We start from the raw sequence: 15410 nt of genomic DNA, 5'->3' as shown, positions 1-15410 counted from the left end.
GCAGGACAAATTCCCGTCCCGGCCTTGACCTTTGCCGCTTTCATCGTGATCTACCGATGGTACTCAAGTTCTCGAAAGCTATGCTATGCCCGCCCCGTTTACGCTCTCCTTGCAGGATCTTGCGCCCATTGCCCAGGGCACCTCAACCCAACAGGCCATGGCCGAAACGATCCTCTTGGCGCGCGACGCAGATCGGCTGGGCTACACTAGGCTTTGGTATGCAGAACATCACGGCATGCCTTCCATCGCCTCCTCGGTACCCGAGATCCTCATTGGCAGTGCAGCGGCCGCCACAACTGGCATTCGCGTCGGCTCAGGCGGCGTCATGCTCCTCAATCACGCGCCTTTGCGCATTGCCGAGGCTTATCGCACCCTCGAAGCGCTCCACCCCGGCCGGATCGATTTGGGGCTCGGACGCGCGCCGGGGGGCGATGGTTATGCCATGCGAGCCCTCAAAAGCGGCGGCGGAGAAGAGTTCTCCAGCTATCTGGCCGAGCTGATGGCATTTGACGAGGACAGCTTTCCACCCGACCACCCCTTCTCGCGCGTGCCGGTGTCCCCCGGCGGCATCACCCTGCCGCCCAAATGGCTGCTGGGCTCTTCAGGCGCCAGCGCCCAGGCCGCCGGCCAGATCGGTTTCGGCTATGCCTTCGCCGCCCATTTCAGCCATACCCCGGCCGCGCCGGCCTTTGCCGCCTATCGCGACGCCTTCCAGCCGTCGACGGCGTTTCCGGAGCCCCGGACCATTCTGTGCCTCTCGGCCATTTGCGCTCCCACCCAGGAAGAGGCAAAATTCCTCGCCGCCTCGCAGTCGGTGAGCTGGGCCCTGTTTGTCACCGGCGAACAACGCGATCTGATGCCGCCCGAAGAGGCCGCTGCCCGCGCGCTTTCGCCGCAGCAGCAACAGGTCATCGAGCACCAGTCCTCGCTCTGGCTGGTTGGCGATCCCGAACAATTGGCCGCCACCATCACCGAAAAGGCCCATGCCGCCGGGGCCGACGAGGTGATGATCACCACCACAATCTATGACTACACCTTGCGCCACCGGTCTTTCGCCCTTCTGGCAGAGGCACTGGGCATTGCCCCGCGCGCTGGCGACGAATTGGCATTTCATTAACGTCTCGTTCTGCCCCTGCCACTACGATTGGGCGAGTTCGAACCTGGTACAGTCCCAATGAGCGCAGCAGCCTTCGTGCTGGCCATAAACCTGTTTATCGCAGGGATATTTGCCACCGCCTTCGGCGTCGTCGCTGCCTATCAGCGTTCGGCGCTGGGTGCGCGCTGGCTGGCCTTTGCCTATGGGCTGGGCGTGCTCAATGTCGTGCTCGAGTTCGTCCTGCCCTTTCAGAACGACCACCGCCTCGTCAGCTTTGGCATTTTTGCCGTGTTTCTGCTCGCATTGGCCGGCTGTGTCATTGGCTTGGCCCATCACTACCGCATCCGCCCGCCCTGGTTGCTGCTGGCCATTGCCGTCATCGCTTCGCTTCTGGTCAACCTCGCCCTTCTTGAGATGCCGCGCGCCAGCTTTGTCCGCAATCTGCTCTACCAGGCCCCATATGCACTGGTGCAGGCGATCGGCGTCGGCGTGATTCTGGCCAACAAGCGCAAGGGCGCGCTCGATCTCGCCCTGTTGGTAATCTTTTTCGTCTCGGCCCTGCATTTTCTGGCCAAGCCGGTGCTGGCTATGGCTATCGGCTCGGGCGCGGCGCCGCAGGCCTATATCAGCTCGACCTATGCCGCTGTTTCCCAGACCCTTGGCGCCGTGCTGTTGATTGCCAGTGGTTTGATGATGCTGCTCATCATCGTGCGCGACGTCATGGCTGACATGACCGCACGCTCGGAAACCGACACGCTGTCTGGCCTGCTCAACCGCCGCGGCTTTGAAGACCGGGGCGAGAGCGCCCTGACCCTGGCAGCGCGATCAGGCGTGCCCGCCGTGATGATCGTGGCCGATCTCGATCACTTTAAGCAGATCAACGACACCTACGGCCATGCTACCGGCGACAGGGTCATTGCCGCCTTCGCGGCGATACTGGAAGAATGCGCGGCTCCCCCTGCCATAATAGGTCGCCTGGGAGGAGAAGAGTTCAGCGCCTTCCTGCCCGGTGCCAATCTGAACACCGGCAAGCTCTATGCCGAGACCGTCCGCCACGCCTTCCGCAGCCTGCCTTCGGATGAAACCGGGCTGCGGAACCCGGCCTCCGCCTCGTTCGGTGTGGCCCAGCTCATGCCCTACGACCATCTCGCCGATCTGCTACGCCGCGCTGATGCCGCGCTTTACGAGGCCAAGAACGAAGGCCGCGATTGCGTCCGCATGGCCATGCCAACGCCCGCGCGCAAGCCGGAGAGTTTAAATATGGCGGATCGCAGTGGGCGATTCAGTTCATAGCCTGCCGCGAAACCAGCTCGCAATCGCCGGTTGGATCGACCCGCAGCGCCAGGTTCTGGCGATCCAGTTCCGCCAGCCAGGCGGTCCACGAACATGGGCTCATGCCCGCATCGACCCGGCCTTCGCTTTGCTGCGCGAACCGCAATTTGAGCTGGGCCCGTTCCTCACCAAACCGGTCGCGCACCCGGGCAATCGCTGGCCGGCCGCTCCGGTCGGTGACCCAGTTTTGGATATCCCGATGCCGTGTCAGCATATGGGTCTGCTTCATCTCTGGCCTCCTCACCTGCCATAGTCTCAGTCTTGCGCGCGAAACGGGCCGGTCCTCCACCGGTTCCCCCTCGCCCGTTCAATTCTCCATCCACTCGGTGACAAGAACATAACGTTCCATCTCTTCAGGAGAAAAGTAGTAGAGCCGGTCTGGCGGCGTCTCCAGCGCATGCAGCCACAGCGCCGGATCCACCCCGGTCTCGCCCAGGTGCCGGGTGATCTCGGCCGTTGCAGACTGTGCATCCGCCATAGCCACCCCGGCTACGCTGAGCGCATCGAGGGGGGTCGCACTCAACGCTGCCGCGTAAATCTGGTGCACGCCGATGGCCGCTTCACGTCCCGCCGTCCGCTCTTCGCCCGAGGCAAAAACGATCGGGCACGAGGACGCGCAAAGCGCGCCATCCGGTACCTGCGTGTTAAGACCGTGTTCCAAGATCTGGCGCCCCATTTGGAGGGCATCGTCGACCGAGCCGCCCGGCGAATCCAGCAGCACGGTTGACACATACTCGCCTCTTTGCGCGATCTCCTGCGCAAATCTTGTCGCTGCGCCCGGATCGATGGTGCCGGTCAGGCGCAGCACCCCGCCTGTGGTCAATTCGATCCGCAGGGGATCGTCGAGCAGCTCCGGCGACGTATTAAGCGCAGGACGCGGCCGCCCGCCCCCATCCTCGGTCGATGCCGGGGGCAGAATGGGTTGCGGTTTATAGGTCAGTGCCTCAGGCGCGTTGGCGCTCAGCTCCCGGTAATCGACAAAAAGCACGCCTATTGTGCCCGCCAGCATGGCAAAGAATGCAAAGCGCAGGATCGCCCCGTCTTGGATACGCGCGAGCCGCGTGATCACATACCGATAAAATGGGCTCGCATCACTGGCGGCGCGGGCATTGGCCTCGGACTTCATGCCTGGCGCGGTCCGTCGCCACGCTTGCGCTGTGCCGCCTCGATTGGGGTCACTGTTCCCTCCTCCGCCTTGACAGCTGCGTCCGGGACACCTTCGTTCGGGGGCGCGTCATCTTGTTCATCTTGCACCCCCAGCGCCTCTGCTGCCGCGGCGGCACCCTCGGCCTCCATGCGCTTGTAAAGCGCCATGGCCCGCAGCATCTCCGCCGCCGTAATCGTCTCAGCTTCCTTGAGTGACTCGGCCTCGCGCCGCATCGCGTCATTGACGATCATCAGCACCAGCACCAGCACAACCGGCAGCAAATCTATGGAAATCGCCCCGGCCCATGAAGGCACAAAGTCACTCCAATAGCGGATCACCGCTTCCGCCGAAGAGAGCGGCACGAATCGCCGCTGCTCGACCGGGGCCGTGGCCAGGATTTCGTCGGCCGCCGCCACCAGCGCCGCCGCCTGGGCATCGACCGAGCTTTGCACTGTGGCCATCACCTGGTTCTGCCGCACCGCCAGATCGCCCACACGGCCATCGGCAACCGGCGCGATGAAGCCCGCTGAAAGGTCGGTTGCCGCGCGCTTTACAGAGGCCGCGACGTTCGTTTGCTGCAACGCCGCAATCACCGCGGAAAGCTGCACCGCTTCGGCCTGGAAGGCATCCGAGCGCGGCTCGATCTGCCCCGGTGTAGACACCAGTTCGCGCATCGTCGCCAGCCGATCTGACCCTTGGGCGAACAGGCCTGACACCTCTTCACGCGAGCCGGAAATCGTGCCGGAAAGCTGGGTCATCTGCTGGCTCATCTGGGTGAGCAATTGCACCACGCTGCCCGACCCTTGCGTTCCGGTAAGGGCCCCGCTCTCGCGCTCATCCTGTGCCAAGGCAGAGAAGCGGGCCGAAGCGCGCTCAACATCGGGCAACAGGCTCTGGCTGGCCAGTGCATTGGCATGGGCCTGATCGAGGTCCTCGGCATAGCCCTGCAGCGTAACCGCCATATGCTGTTCCAGCGCGGCGGATCCCGCCAGCGCCGCAGCATTGAGCCATGAACTCATGGCAATGATCATCACCGACCCCACCAGCATGGTGAGAAACAGGCTGATCCGCTGCACCCCGCTGACCACCAGCGGAATAAAGCGCATCATATAGGTCCAGAAAGCGTAGATCGCGACCGACACCGCGGCCGAATAGATGATGGCGGCAAAGAACACGAAGCTAGCCGAGCCATCGAGCAGCCCCCTGACCCCGAGATAAGTATAGACTCCCGAGGCCAGAGCGAGCACGGCCAGGGCAAACCGGCTCATGGTTTCAACGCCGCGCGCGGTTTCGTGCAGACGGAAGGCATTTGGCTTGAGCTGCATGGACGGCCCCAACATCAATTTCGGCCCCATTCGGGCCTTTAACCTCAGGTTAACACAATCTTGTCGGCTAAACCGAGGCAGCATACGTGAGGGTTAATCGGACCATGATGACATCTCGGTGATCTCACCCTTGCCTCACGGGTCCGGGCCAGTTACCCCCGTCTCGACATTGGGGGATCAAATCATGGCAGCGCAGAAAATCCGTTGGGGCATCCTGTCCACCGCCAATATCGGCATGCAGAAAGTGACCCCGGCCATCATGGCTTCGCCAAGCTCCGAGGTTGTCGCGATCGCCTCGCGCGATGCCGCCAAGGCTCGCGCGGCCGCGGACATTTTGAAGATCGCGAAAGCCTATGGATCCTATGAGGAGCTTCTCGCCGATCCCGATATCGACGCCATCTACAATCCCTTGCCCAATCACCTGCACGTGCCCATGACCCTGGCCGCAGCCCGTGCCGGCAAGCATGTGCTGTGCGAAAAACCCATTGCGCTATCGTCCCGCGAGGCCGAACAGCTCCGGGACATTCCGGACAATATCGTCTTCATGGAAGCCTTCATGGTGCGCTTCCATCCGCAATGGCACCGCATGCGCGAGATCATCCGCTCGGGCGAATTGGGTGAAATCCGCTCCATCAACGCGGTCTTCACCTATCACAATGTCGACCCCGTCAATGTGCGCAACCAGGCCGATATCGGCGGTGGCGGCATCATGGATATCGGCTGCTACCCGATCACCGCGGCGCGCTACTTCTTCGAAGGCGAACCTGAACGCGTGGTTTCGTTGGTCGAACGCGATCCCGATTTCGGCACCGACCGGCTGGCATCCGTGCTGGCCGATTTCGGCGGCGGGCGCCAATTGTCATTCACCTGCTCTACACAGGTCACGCCACATCAGCGGGTGCAGATTTTCGGCGCCAAGGCCAAGGCCGAGCTCGTCATACCTTTCAACGCCCCGCCAGACGAGCGCAGCGCCATTACCATCGATATCGGCGCTCCATTCGACGGTTCGCTCGCTCGGCGCGAAATCCTGCCCGCCTGCGATCAATATACTGAACAGGCGGAAGCCTTTGCCCAGGCTGTCCTGGGCGGAACGCCACTGCCCTACGGTGTCGAGGATGCGATAAAATCCATGCGCGTGATCGACGCGATCTTTGAGAGCGAAAAGTCGGGTGGCTGGGCCAGCGTGAAGCGCTAGCCCAGATCGGGCCCTAGCAATCGCGCCACGACCAGTTTGAGGTCCGCTGCCAGCGTCTCGGCGGCAATGGATTTCTGCGCCACCCCAAAACTGGCATCAAGCACCAGCCGCGCCAGCCGCTCGGCATCAGCGGCGCCGGCCTTGGCCAATTCATTGCTCAGGCGATCCCGCACGATACGCTCCGAATCGGCAAACAGCGAGGCGCCCTGTCGGTGCGCAGAGAACAGCTCGTCGACATGGGGTGAGCCGGCCAGCGCTGAAGCAATGACCTCGAACTCGGCCGCCAAAGCATCACCAATTCGTTCCAGCAAGGGACCGGGCCGATCAAGCTCGGTTTCGAATCTGGTGAGCTTGTCGGCCACCAATTGCTCAAGCACGGCGAGGAATACAGCGTCCTTGTCGGAATATTCGGCGTAAAGCGTTGGCTTGGCCATGCCGGCACTCTTGGCGATCGCCTCCATGGTGGTCGCCCGCAGACCCTGCCGCAGGAACATCTCGCGTGCCGCCGCCAGGATGCGCATCCGCTTTTCGGATTGTCTTTCGTTGCTCATCGCAGATATGTGTATCCGTCGCCATTGAACGAATTGAACGACTTACGTATATATCGTTCAAATCTTGAGGAGACCAGCCCATGACTGCCCCCACGCTACAAAACGATCGCGTCCTGCTCACCGGTGTTTCCGGCTTTCTGGGCGGTCACGTCGCCCTCGCTTTGCTCAACGCCGGTTATATCGTGCGCGGCAGCGTGCGCAACCTCGGCAAGGCCGAGTCGGTTCGCGCCACGCTTGAGCGCGCCGGGGCCAATGTTTCAAGGCTCGAATTCGTTGCCCTGGATCTGCTCTCGGACAAGGGTTGGGACGAGGCGATGGAGGGCGTGCGCTATCTCCAGCATACCGCATCACCCTTTGTCATCGACCTGCCTGAAGACAAGATGGACCTCATCCGCCCCGCCGTCGAGGGGACAGAACGGGCCTTGAACGCGGCGCTGCGGACAAACGTGGAGCGGATCGTTCTAACCTCATCCATGGCCGCCATCGCCTATGGCCATGCAAAAGCGCACACAAAACCTTTCACCGATAAGGACTGGACCAATCTCGACGGTCGTGAAGTCAATGCCTATATCGAATCCAAGACACTGGCCGAACAGCGTGCCTGGGACATCATGCGCACCGCCGGTCGCGCCGCCGACCTGACCACCATCAATCCCAGCGCGATTCTGGGCCCCCTGCTTGACCAGGACCCGGGCACCTCTGCCCTGATCGTCAAACGCCTGCTCGATGGCTCGGTCCCTGCCTTGCCACGGCTGCCCTTTGTCATCGTCGACGTGCGCGACATTGCCAATGCCCATGTCGCTGCCATGACAGCGGATAGCGCCCGTGGGCGTCGTTTCCCCATGGGCGAACGCCCCATTCTGATGGGTGAAGTGGCCGATATCGTCCGCAAGGCGGTACCCGACCGCAAGGTACCGCGCCTCACCATGCCGGACTGGGCAGTCCGTATCTACGCCCTGTTCGACCGCGATGTGCGCGGGATAGTCAATGAACTGGGCGTGCTGAAACACCTCGACTCAAGTGGCGCAATTGCCTTGCTGGGTCGCCCACTCATCCCCGCCGATCAGGCCATCACCGCCACCACGCATGCCCTGATCGAGCACAGGATCGTATGACCGGACCTCTTGCCCTGACGCCAGACTTTGTCCATATACGCAAGTGGTGAGGGGCTGTAGCTCAGTTGGGAGAGCGCGTCGTTCGCAATGACGAGGTCAGCGGTTCGATCCCGCTCAGCTCCACCAAATAACCCCTCTATGGCCTTGACTTACCTTGATTAAATTCAAGGTCACTCGGCCATCCCCACTTCACTCCCCACTTATGAGCCGTGCTTAGGCTGGGTGCACCCCCGAGAACTTCCAGGTATTGGCACCAGCTTCTGCCGGGGATAGTTTTCCTTAGGGGGAGAGAAAACCAATGCTCAGGGCAATCGCCGTTGCAATTCTCGGAATCGTCGCGACGTCGATCGCCCAGGCCGATGACGAGTATTTTGGGCGGTTCATTGTTGACCCTCAGCACCCAGAGTTCGCGGTGCTCGCAGGGCCGATAGAGCACAATGCGCCGCTCGACTTCCGTCGAATGATTCGGGCCTACCCAGATATTGCGACCGTCGCACTCCATAGCGTCGGTGGGGATGTGACCGCTGGCCTCCTACTTGCCCAAGAGGTACATGAGCGCGGCATTAGCACGTTCATTGCCCCAGACAGCTTCTGCTACTCGGCCTGCTCATATGTTTTTCTCGCGGGCAAAGACCGACTGGTTGAAGGCGCACTGGGCGTTCATCAAATGGCCAATGACGACGGCGACATCTACTCGGTTCAGGTGGCTATTTCGGATCTCTTGGATACCCTTGGTGAATTCGATGTCCCGGACCGGGTCATATCCGACATGCTGCGCACGCCGCCCCAGGAAATGACGGTTTACGACGCAGCGGCGGCAACTGAACTCGGTCTAAATCGATTGACGGAAGCCGTGGCAGATGCCCCCCCTGATACTGGAGCCCTATCTCTTGGCTTCCAGCCAGGGATTAACGTCAATGCGACCGATGAAGACGGAATAAGCTATATCCACCCAAGTTTACCCCAACCTGCTCGGGCTCAGCTTTGGACGGAAGTAGACCAGTACGCTGGCGAGGTATGGTGGTCGACCACTCTGGAAGGTGGGAATACCGCTATGGTCGCTGAAGCTGCGATTCCAAAGATGGCATTGGATGCAAAGATCATCTGGCGGAAAAACACCGATGCCGCCGTGCCCGCAATGTCCGTGATGACAGTGCAATTCTCGAATTACTCAGTCGTTGAAGTGGAGCAGATCGCGGGTGTTTTGGTGAAGGATGATATGGCCGCCACTGGCACCCCACTATTTGGCGCATCTGCTAAGACCGGTGAGCGTTCATTCGTCTTCGCCCTATCGGCGGACGATGGAGCCGGATACACGAATGCCTACATGTTGAACGACCATCAGAATATCGACCTGGCGCTCGTGCTCAAGAATGGCCGAAATGCTCTTCTTACACTCCAGAAGGACGACGAAGCCCGGATTAAGTTCCGGGAAGTCCTTGAATCGTGGGCCGAATAGGTCGGTGCACGCTTGTCGTCGAATCCCTCTTCGGCCAGCTTTCAGTCGATCTCGTCGGCATATACTAGGGCCATCAACTCTCTTTCGCGGCGCTGTTCTTTCCGGATTGTTGTGAGGTGAAACTTGTTGGCGTTGGGTTGGCCAATACGATCCCTGATCGCGTCAACGACAAATGGCACCTCATAACGATCACCGCCGTTGGTTTGCGCAGTCAAAATTGAGGTTGCGTATGCGACAATCCGCTGGGCCGGAATCTGCATATTCTTGACCTCGACTCCCCGCGCACGCTGAAGGTCAATCTGGTACATCAACCCTTCGACCAACGCGCGGTTTAGGACGTGCGTGGTGGGCTTGCCTGCAACCTTCAATTTGTTGCGGCGCACCTGCTGTCGATCAGCGTCCTTCCGCTTGCGCACAACGCGGGGCGATGGCTGGTAGCCGGTCATTCCGCGCCCCCGAAGTCGTGGAGGACAGGCAGGCTCTCCAGCCAGCTTTCCAAGTCTTTGGCGAGCACAAAGCTGCGGGTGCCTACTTTGCGGACAGGAATTTTGCCCGCTTTGACCAAGGCGTAAAAGGTCGTCCGACTGATGCCAACCAATGCCAGCACTTGAGAAACAGAGTATGCCACCGGCTTCATGGGGCCAAGCTCCGCCGGCTGAACGGCCGGTGCGCGCGCCCGTGTTCTTCGAGCGCACACCCTATCATTCACATAGCTTGGAAAGTATCCCGAGTTTTCTTTCGACCCGATGTCGTTTTTTCAGGGCGGTCGTCAGCCCAAGGCCAAGAGGCCTTCAATGATCTGCTGGCATAGCAGCCTTTGTTCGGCACCAGATGGACGGCTACCCGGCACGGCATCGAACAATTGCGCCAGCGCTTGGGCTTTGATCCGAAGGTCTGGAATCGTGGCCGCTGGCATCGCGGCGATGCGGGAAGCAGCCTCAAAGGCATCGAGGGCGGCAATGGCTATGGCGCTCTGGCAATCGTCATCGCCGGGATTGGCCCGATGGGCAGCAGCAGCGACAGTGTAAGCCGCTACCGCCCGCTCCAATTCTAGGCCCAGCGTGGCCATGGCATCAGCCATTGTGCGCACCGGGCTTGGTATCCAGTGGCCTTGGGCCGTCCTTCAAAAGCTCACGCCATCGCCGCTCGAATCCATCCCAGGCGGAAATCCTGATGGCATTGAGAAAGTCGGGCGTTTGGGCAAAGTGCGGGTTTGCCGCGAACGGCGCCACAACGCCTTCCACCACATTGTCCTGAACCTGCTCGACCCACACTGGATCCAATGGGGCGGGAACGTAGCGCCAGATGACCTCGGCACTCTGCTTCCCTTCTTGAAACGCGGCATTGGTGATAGCCGCAAGGGCTTCGGCTGGTGTCATCATTCTGGTTTCTCCTTATCGCCGGGTCCGCGGTAGGCAACCGAGGCATGGACGGCGCAATAGGCACCCTTCGCCTTGGGCAGTCCGCAAAAGTGCCAAGGTGGATCGTCTGACAGGGGCCAGCGACAGCTTTCCGCTTTAAGCTCCTCGATGGTGATGGGGGTACTCGCTCCCAAAGGGCGCTTCAGATGGATGAGGGACACGGTCATTTCCCGCCCTCCGAATGGAGCGAATCCATTGTGAGGTCAGAGCCACCGGGGATAGGGCAGGACAACTCGCCCGAGGCCAGTTCGTCCCCATCTTCATTGACGGCTTCCGCGTCGTCGGTTGGCGCGTCATTAACTCCGTCTGCCCACATGGACTGGTCGCCGTCTTGGGTGCGGACCATAAACACGGTGCCCCATGGCAAATCCACCTTGGCCTCTGGCGCCCCAAGGGACGGCTCTAGGTCGGGGTCGCCGTCCAGTGCATCGAGCAGGACGATAAGGGCGTCCATTGCGCGGGCGTGGGCCTCAATGCGGTCGGCAATGACGGCGGCAAGCTCTTGCGGCGAAACAAGCGGAAACGGAATGGCAAGGGCGTTCATTGCGACACCCCATCCAGCATGTCGGCAAGGTCGCGGACAGTGAGGCCGTTGCAAAAGCCGACATATGGCCCGACCTCGCTAACACCGCGCAACAGCGCTGCCACTTCGGGCATAGTTTCCGGGCGATAGCTCACGAGAGCCTGTTTCGCGCTCCGAAACCTACGGTCTGCGGCCATGTCGAATTCCACCGCGTGGGGCCAGTCAGTCGCGTTTTCAATGGCCTCGTATTCGAGGGTGAGCGCGGCAATGTCCTGCCTGCACCGAGCATAGGCCCGACGCATTTTTGCGCGCGCTCCCGCTTTGCTGCCGAGTGCGGCGAAATCCAGGGCCTCGCCTTCGTTCAGAATACGGAGCATGTTTTCTGGGTGATAGCCTTTATCCCCGCCGATGCGCTCCCACTGGCCATGAGGCATTTTCAGGAACATGTTGGCGTTGTGCAATGCGGCCTCTTTTTCGCGGCGCGCCGCATTGAACCTGTCCTGCGATACTCGGGCATTGTCGGCGGCTTCGGCGTATTCCCTGAGTAGCAGGGTCAGCACTTCGGGGACGGTGGGCGCAACCAAAGCGGCGACGGGCGAAGCCACAGCGAAGGCGGCAAGGAAAGATGACGCCTTGAGCAGTGAGCGGCGGGAAAGTACGTTCAGACTATCCATGGAAATGACCTCCAAAAGTGATTTCGTGGGGAGGCTCGGGAGGCGGTTGCAACGCTTTCCCGAGCCGCTATCAGTCAGTCCTCGTGGGGGCGGAACTGGCGCAGGGAATGCAGGAAGGTGCCCAATTCGTCGCGATCCAAAGTATCGCGGCCCCGCAGGGCATATTGCAGGTACTCCACCTTGCGAATGAGGCAGAGCCGGGAGGCTGGCACGTAGGCCAAGAATTCCTCGAATGCTGCAATCTCCCCGCTGTCGGCGGCGTCCCGTTCGGCAAGGGCCTCTGGCGTGACCTTCTGGCCGCGCTCTTTAGCGGACATCTCGTCGGCTGGGTCGCAAGCAGCCTCAAGCCGGGCATAGGCAACCGCATGGGCTGCAATCCGGTAATAAATGGTTTCTTTTGGTTTCATGGCGCTTCTCCCCTTAGGCGTGCAGGCGGGCCAGTTCAGCGCCAAGGCTGGCGTGACGGGTCCAGTTGATGAAATTGCCCATTTCCATGTCGTGGAGTTCGGCACGGATTTCGGCGGCGCGGATTGGATTGGTGCACGGCTTGGCAACAGGAGCCGGGGCCGGTTCAGCAGCGGCGCGGGCGGCGCGTTCCTTGGCCACGGCCCAGACCATGCGAAGGCAGTAAGCGAAGTGCTTGCGGTTGAAGCCTTCACCACGGCGCGGGCCGCAATAGCCTTTAAATTCAGCACGGCGGTAATCGGTCCAAGCCTGCTTCAAGATGTCAGAACGGTTGAACTGAATGGCCATATGCGATCCTCTTGGCATCTTCTATGATGCTTTTGGTATCACATGGCCATTAATCGCTTGTCAACACCTTTGGTACAATTTTAGATACAAAAGGTATCACAAAGGAATCCAAGGGAATGATGACTGCAGATCAAATGCGAGCCGCCCGCGCTCTATTGGGATGGTCTCAGGCTCAGCTATCTGAAAAGTCCGGCGTGTCCTTGCCCACCATCAAGCGCATGGAAACGGCGGGGACCGGCAAAAGCGCAGGCGACACCATACAGAAGGTGGAATCGACGCTGGCAGCAGGGGGAATTCAGTTCATTCCCGAGAATGGTGGTGGCGCCGGTGTTCGATGGGCAAAGCGCCAGGATGCGCCCGAATGACACTTGGCATCCATCTCCGAAACTTGCTTTGCGCCTTGTCGATTGCGGCCGGGAGCGCTTCGTACGTTCAAGCTCAGGAGTGGCGGGTAAACTTCCCAATGTGCGGCGGCGTCCGGCACACCTGCATTGTCGATGGCGATACCATTTGGCTTGAGGGTCACAACCTCAGGCTGGAATCCTACGACACGCCCGAACCCTACAATGACATTTGCGGGGGAAGGGCGGAGGTCGACCTTGCTCACCGTGCCAGCGCAAGGTTACGCGAATTGCTCAACCAGAACCCGTTCACCGTCGAGATGCATGGCGAAGACCGGTACGGGCGCACCCTGGCGACCATCCGGATTAGCGGGCGTGATGTAGGTGACATTCTCATTGCCGAGGGTTTGGCGCGGCGCTGGCCGAATGGTCGAGAGTTCTGGTGCTGACCAGTTGACGGTCAGTTGTCCCACTCGACGTAGAGGTCACCAGCCAAAACGTCCACGGCTGTCGCAACCGTCCGCCATGAGATCTTGCTCAAGGACGCAGACGGGCAAAATATGCCCGCATACGCCGGTTTCACCAGACTTTTTAGAGTTATACCTTGCCTAGCGGCCTCGTTGCGAATGTCCTTTACAATCTGCAACTTAATCTTGTCGTGTTTGGCACGCCGAAGCAGGCCCAATCTGCGGCGTTGACACGCGACGGCTATCCGCGTGCTGCCTAGGCACTGAGCAATCTCAATATCACTGAGTTTCGGTGCGAGCTGCATCAACACACTGTTTCGATCTGACGTCCAACTGCGAGTTCTTATAGGCATCCCGAGACGCCTGATGCGTTTCCTGATGGCTTGTTCACTCCGGCCAGGCAAAGCTCGCCTGATGGCCCCAATGTCTGGATGGAGCCGACGAATGATATTGTCTTGCTCAAGCGACCAGAAATGCATTCGGTCTTTTTAGACCTAGTGAATAGCCCTTTCGCCATATCCCCGCTCTGTTTCGGTGCGGCAACAGTGAAAGGATCAATTCAACGTTGGGGAAGTGACGCGTGATCAAATAAACCTCGTGCGCGGTATATGCACTGGCGCGGGTCATGGGAAAGCAGCCCTAATGGTACCCCCTAGCACCACGGCAGCTCTGCAGTGTATCGCTACATCTGCGCGGCGCTTCCATGCCGATGATTGAAAGTACCGCTTGGACCGCGCCATGCTGTCCAAGTCTGATCTGGACAGGTTCATCTTTCGGGCGCGCTCAAGCACCTGGTCAAGCAGGCGGTGCCCGGTCGGTTTCAAAGGCCTTGGCGCCCTATGAATTCCCCGAGCATTCGCCATTTTCGCGATGGCGTTGTATGACCTTCCCGGAAATGCGGCCTCAATCTCCGCCCTTGTGCCTTTCGGATAGACCTTCCTCAGCCGCAATATCTCGTTCTCGGACCAGGGCTGTCCGCGCGGCTTGGTGATGCCCAGTCGCCCGGCCTTGTTGTAAACGGCGGGATGGGTGCGACGGTCCAGCACGGGAAATATGGACCGGTAGTCCGGGTATCGCCCAATGACCGGCTCCACTTCCCATGGCTCCCAAAGCGGGTGCCCGTTGGGCGTGACGCCCAAGAGCTGCATTCGGCGCCGGGCACGGTCGGCAGACTCCGCGCCGCGCACTAACCATGACTTGGGCATTGTCGCCTCCTGTCCAGTCCAGTGTGGGTAGTGCAACACCATAGGGAGCTTGGCGCTACCGCAGAGTCGCGCTTATGCTCACGATTCACAGGGGGAGGTTCTTGAAATGCGCGGCGCGGTTATCCTCATATCGTTTCTGATGTCGTCCTCGGCTCAGGCGGCGCTAAACTGTTCGGAGACGACGGTTTATCGGCAAGATGTGGAAGGTGCGACCGGCTGGAACCAAATTTTGCCCGTGGCACCTGAAGACGCTGCGATGGCCGATTTCAGTGAGTTTCCCTTCCTCGACTTGACGATCAATGGCGAAACGACGCGGTACACGACCACCAGCGGCGGTACGGGCATTCGCAGTCGCGCAGCCTATATCCCCGACAATGAGAATGCGAAAAGCTTTGCCTACACCATGTTCGACATCTCTGAGCGCGTCACGGAAAACCAGCCCGGGCACTTTATGATCCTCGACGGCGATCTGTATTGGCCCGAGTGCAAATAGATGGTGCGCGTGCCCAACTCCATCTCGCTTCGTTTCCTTGGATCAGAAATCAAGGACGACGCCGGGGAATTCAGTCCGCTGCCGTTGCATGTTATGCCGGACAAGGAATGCAGTCAGTTCATTCGTCGGTGCGCCGCGGCCCTGCAGTCGCACAGCACCGACTTCCACGCCGGCCACGATAAGGAAAATGCACTCGGCGCCTTTGAGACCACCATGGCGTTGCTTCTTGAAGTCCGTGACATCTATCCAGGCAAACGTGCCGACATTGACGCCATTTTGGCACGCTTCGGCTATCCGGTCCCGGAGAACTAGG

At 60.3% G+C, this 15410-nt stretch carries 22 protein-coding genes and 1 tRNA gene; 10 read left to right on the top strand and 13 right to left on the bottom strand.

Annotation, left to right across the window (positions count from 1 at the left end):
* The first annotated feature begins 85 nt into the window (after positions 1–85).
* Positions 86–1117, top strand: coding sequence for an LLM class flavin-dependent oxidoreductase (locus GO014_RS09685; RefSeq protein WP_157290155.1), 1032 nt, complete (start codon positions 86–88; stop codon positions 1115–1117).
* Positions 1118–1174: 57 nt separating this feature from the next.
* The gene (locus GO014_RS09680) at positions 1175–2389 is read left to right on the top strand and encodes a GGDEF domain-containing protein (protein ID WP_157290154.1); all 1215 of its coding nucleotides are present in this window, start codon (positions 1175–1177) and stop codon (positions 2387–2389) included.
* On the opposite strand, the gene GO014_RS09675 is transcribed toward GO014_RS09680, so the two are convergent.
* The 3 genes from GO014_RS09675 to GO014_RS09665 form a co-directional block, all read right to left on the bottom strand.
* On the bottom strand, positions 2379–2657 hold the full coding sequence (locus tag GO014_RS09675; RefSeq protein WP_104892740.1) for a hypothetical protein: 279 nt from the start codon (positions 2655–2657) through the stop codon (positions 2379–2381). The genes GO014_RS09680 and GO014_RS09675 overlap by 11 nt on opposite strands.
* Positions 2658–2735: 78 nt before the next feature.
* Positions 2736–3554 (bottom strand): COG3904 family protein, encoded by an 819-nt coding sequence (locus GO014_RS09670; RefSeq protein ID WP_246204534.1) that lies wholly within the window; start codon positions 3552–3554, stop codon positions 2736–2738.
* Positions 3551–4900, bottom strand: a complete 1350-nt coding sequence (locus GO014_RS09665) for a hypothetical protein (protein ID WP_116587458.1) — start codon at positions 4898–4900, stop codon at positions 3551–3553. Before GO014_RS09665 ends, GO014_RS09670 begins: the two co-directional genes overlap by 4 nt.
* Positions 4901–5084: 184 nt before the next feature.
* On the opposite strand from GO014_RS09665, the gene GO014_RS09660 reads away from it, so the two are divergent.
* Positions 5085–6095, top strand: a complete 1011-nt coding sequence (locus GO014_RS09660) for a Gfo/Idh/MocA family protein (RefSeq protein WP_157290153.1) — start codon at positions 5085–5087, stop codon at positions 6093–6095.
* On the opposite strand, the gene GO014_RS09655 is transcribed toward GO014_RS09660, so the two are convergent.
* A complete protein-coding gene (locus tag GO014_RS09655) occupies positions 6092–6646 on the bottom strand; it encodes a TetR/AcrR family transcriptional regulator (RefSeq protein ID WP_157290152.1) in 555 nt (184 codons plus the stop codon). The genes GO014_RS09660 and GO014_RS09655 overlap by 4 nt on opposite strands.
* Before the next feature lie 80 nt (positions 6647–6726).
* Here GO014_RS09655 and GO014_RS09650 point away from each other — a divergent pair, with 80 nt between their 5' ends.
* The 3 genes from GO014_RS09650 to GO014_RS09640 all read left to right on the top strand — a co-directional run bounded on the left by GO014_RS09650 (position 6727) and on the right by GO014_RS09640 (position 9220).
* Positions 6727–7761 (top strand): SDR family oxidoreductase, encoded by a 1035-nt coding sequence (locus tag GO014_RS09650; RefSeq protein WP_157290151.1) that lies wholly within the window; start codon positions 6727–6729, stop codon positions 7759–7761.
* 50 nt (positions 7762–7811) lie between these two features.
* Positions 7812–7887 (top strand) — tRNA-Ala (locus tag GO014_RS09645).
* A 172-nt stretch (positions 7888–8059) separates the two neighbouring features.
* Positions 8060–9220, top strand: coding sequence for a COG3904 family protein (locus GO014_RS09640; protein ID WP_157290150.1), 1161 nt, complete (start codon positions 8060–8062; stop codon positions 9218–9220).
* Positions 9221–9261: 41 nt separating this feature from the next.
* On the opposite strand, the gene GO014_RS09635 is transcribed toward GO014_RS09640, so the two are convergent.
* From GO014_RS09635 to GO014_RS09595, 9 genes are all read right to left on the bottom strand, one after another.
* A complete protein-coding gene (locus tag GO014_RS09635; RefSeq protein ID WP_157290149.1) occupies positions 9262–9666 on the bottom strand; it encodes a hypothetical protein in 405 nt (134 codons plus the stop codon).
* The gene (locus tag GO014_RS09630; RefSeq protein ID WP_157290148.1) at positions 9663–9857 is read right to left on the bottom strand and encodes a helix-turn-helix transcriptional regulator; all 195 of its coding nucleotides are present in this window, start codon (positions 9855–9857) and stop codon (positions 9663–9665) included. Before GO014_RS09630 ends, GO014_RS09635 begins: the two co-directional genes overlap by 4 nt.
* A gap of 132 nt (positions 9858–9989) precedes the next feature.
* On the bottom strand, positions 9990–10301 hold the full coding sequence (locus GO014_RS09625) for a hypothetical protein (RefSeq protein WP_157290147.1): 312 nt from the start codon (positions 10299–10301) through the stop codon (positions 9990–9992).
* On the bottom strand, positions 10294–10602 hold the full coding sequence (locus GO014_RS09620; protein WP_157290146.1) for a hypothetical protein: 309 nt from the start codon (positions 10600–10602) through the stop codon (positions 10294–10296). Before GO014_RS09620 ends, GO014_RS09625 begins: the two co-directional genes overlap by 8 nt.
* A complete protein-coding gene (locus GO014_RS19645; protein ID WP_157290145.1) occupies positions 10599–10808 on the bottom strand; it encodes a GcrA family cell cycle regulator in 210 nt (69 codons plus the stop codon). Before GO014_RS19645 ends, GO014_RS09620 begins: the two co-directional genes overlap by 4 nt.
* Positions 10805–11185: a hypothetical protein gene (locus tag GO014_RS09610; protein ID WP_157290144.1), complete on the bottom strand. Its 381-nt coding sequence runs from the start codon at positions 11183–11185 to the stop codon at positions 10805–10807. The genes GO014_RS19645 and GO014_RS09610 overlap by 4 nt, the downstream gene beginning before the upstream one ends.
* Positions 11182–11853, bottom strand: a complete 672-nt coding sequence (locus tag GO014_RS09605) for a hypothetical protein (RefSeq protein WP_157290143.1) — start codon at positions 11851–11853, stop codon at positions 11182–11184. Before GO014_RS09605 ends, GO014_RS09610 begins: the two co-directional genes overlap by 4 nt.
* Before the next feature lie 59 nt (positions 11854–11912).
* Positions 11913–12245, bottom strand: coding sequence for a hypothetical protein (locus GO014_RS09600; protein ID WP_157290142.1), 333 nt, complete (start codon positions 12243–12245; stop codon positions 11913–11915).
* Between the two features lie 13 nt (positions 12246–12258).
* Entirely contained in the window at positions 12259–12591 is a 333-nt protein-coding gene (locus GO014_RS09595) for a hypothetical protein (protein ID WP_157290141.1), read from the bottom strand.
* Positions 12592–12707: 116 nt separating this feature from the next.
* Here GO014_RS09595 and GO014_RS09590 point away from each other — a divergent pair, with 116 nt between their 5' ends.
* The 4 genes from GO014_RS09590 to GO014_RS09575 all read left to right on the top strand — a co-directional run bounded on the left by GO014_RS09590 (position 12708) and on the right by GO014_RS09575 (position 15409).
* Complete coding sequence (locus GO014_RS09590; RefSeq protein ID WP_157290140.1) at positions 12708–12956, top strand: helix-turn-helix domain-containing protein; 249 nt, start codon at positions 12708–12710, stop codon at positions 12954–12956.
* Complete coding sequence (locus GO014_RS09585) at positions 12953–13381, top strand: thermonuclease family protein (RefSeq protein ID WP_246204532.1); 429 nt, start codon at positions 12953–12955, stop codon at positions 13379–13381. The genes GO014_RS09590 and GO014_RS09585 overlap by 4 nt, the downstream gene beginning before the upstream one ends.
* 1329 nt (positions 13382–14710) lie before the next feature.
* Entirely contained in the window at positions 14711–15097 is a 387-nt protein-coding gene (locus tag GO014_RS09580; RefSeq protein ID WP_157290138.1) for a hypothetical protein, read from the top strand.
* A complete protein-coding gene (locus tag GO014_RS09575; RefSeq protein WP_179952951.1) occupies positions 15098–15409 on the top strand; it encodes a hypothetical protein in 312 nt (103 codons plus the stop codon).
* Position 15410: the final 1 nt, after the last annotated feature.

The organism is Devosia marina, assembly GCF_009758415.1.
GTDB lineage: Bacteria > Pseudomonadota > Alphaproteobacteria > Rhizobiales > Devosiaceae > Devosia > Devosia marina.
This window is presented reverse-complemented; position numbering and strand designations above follow the sequence as displayed.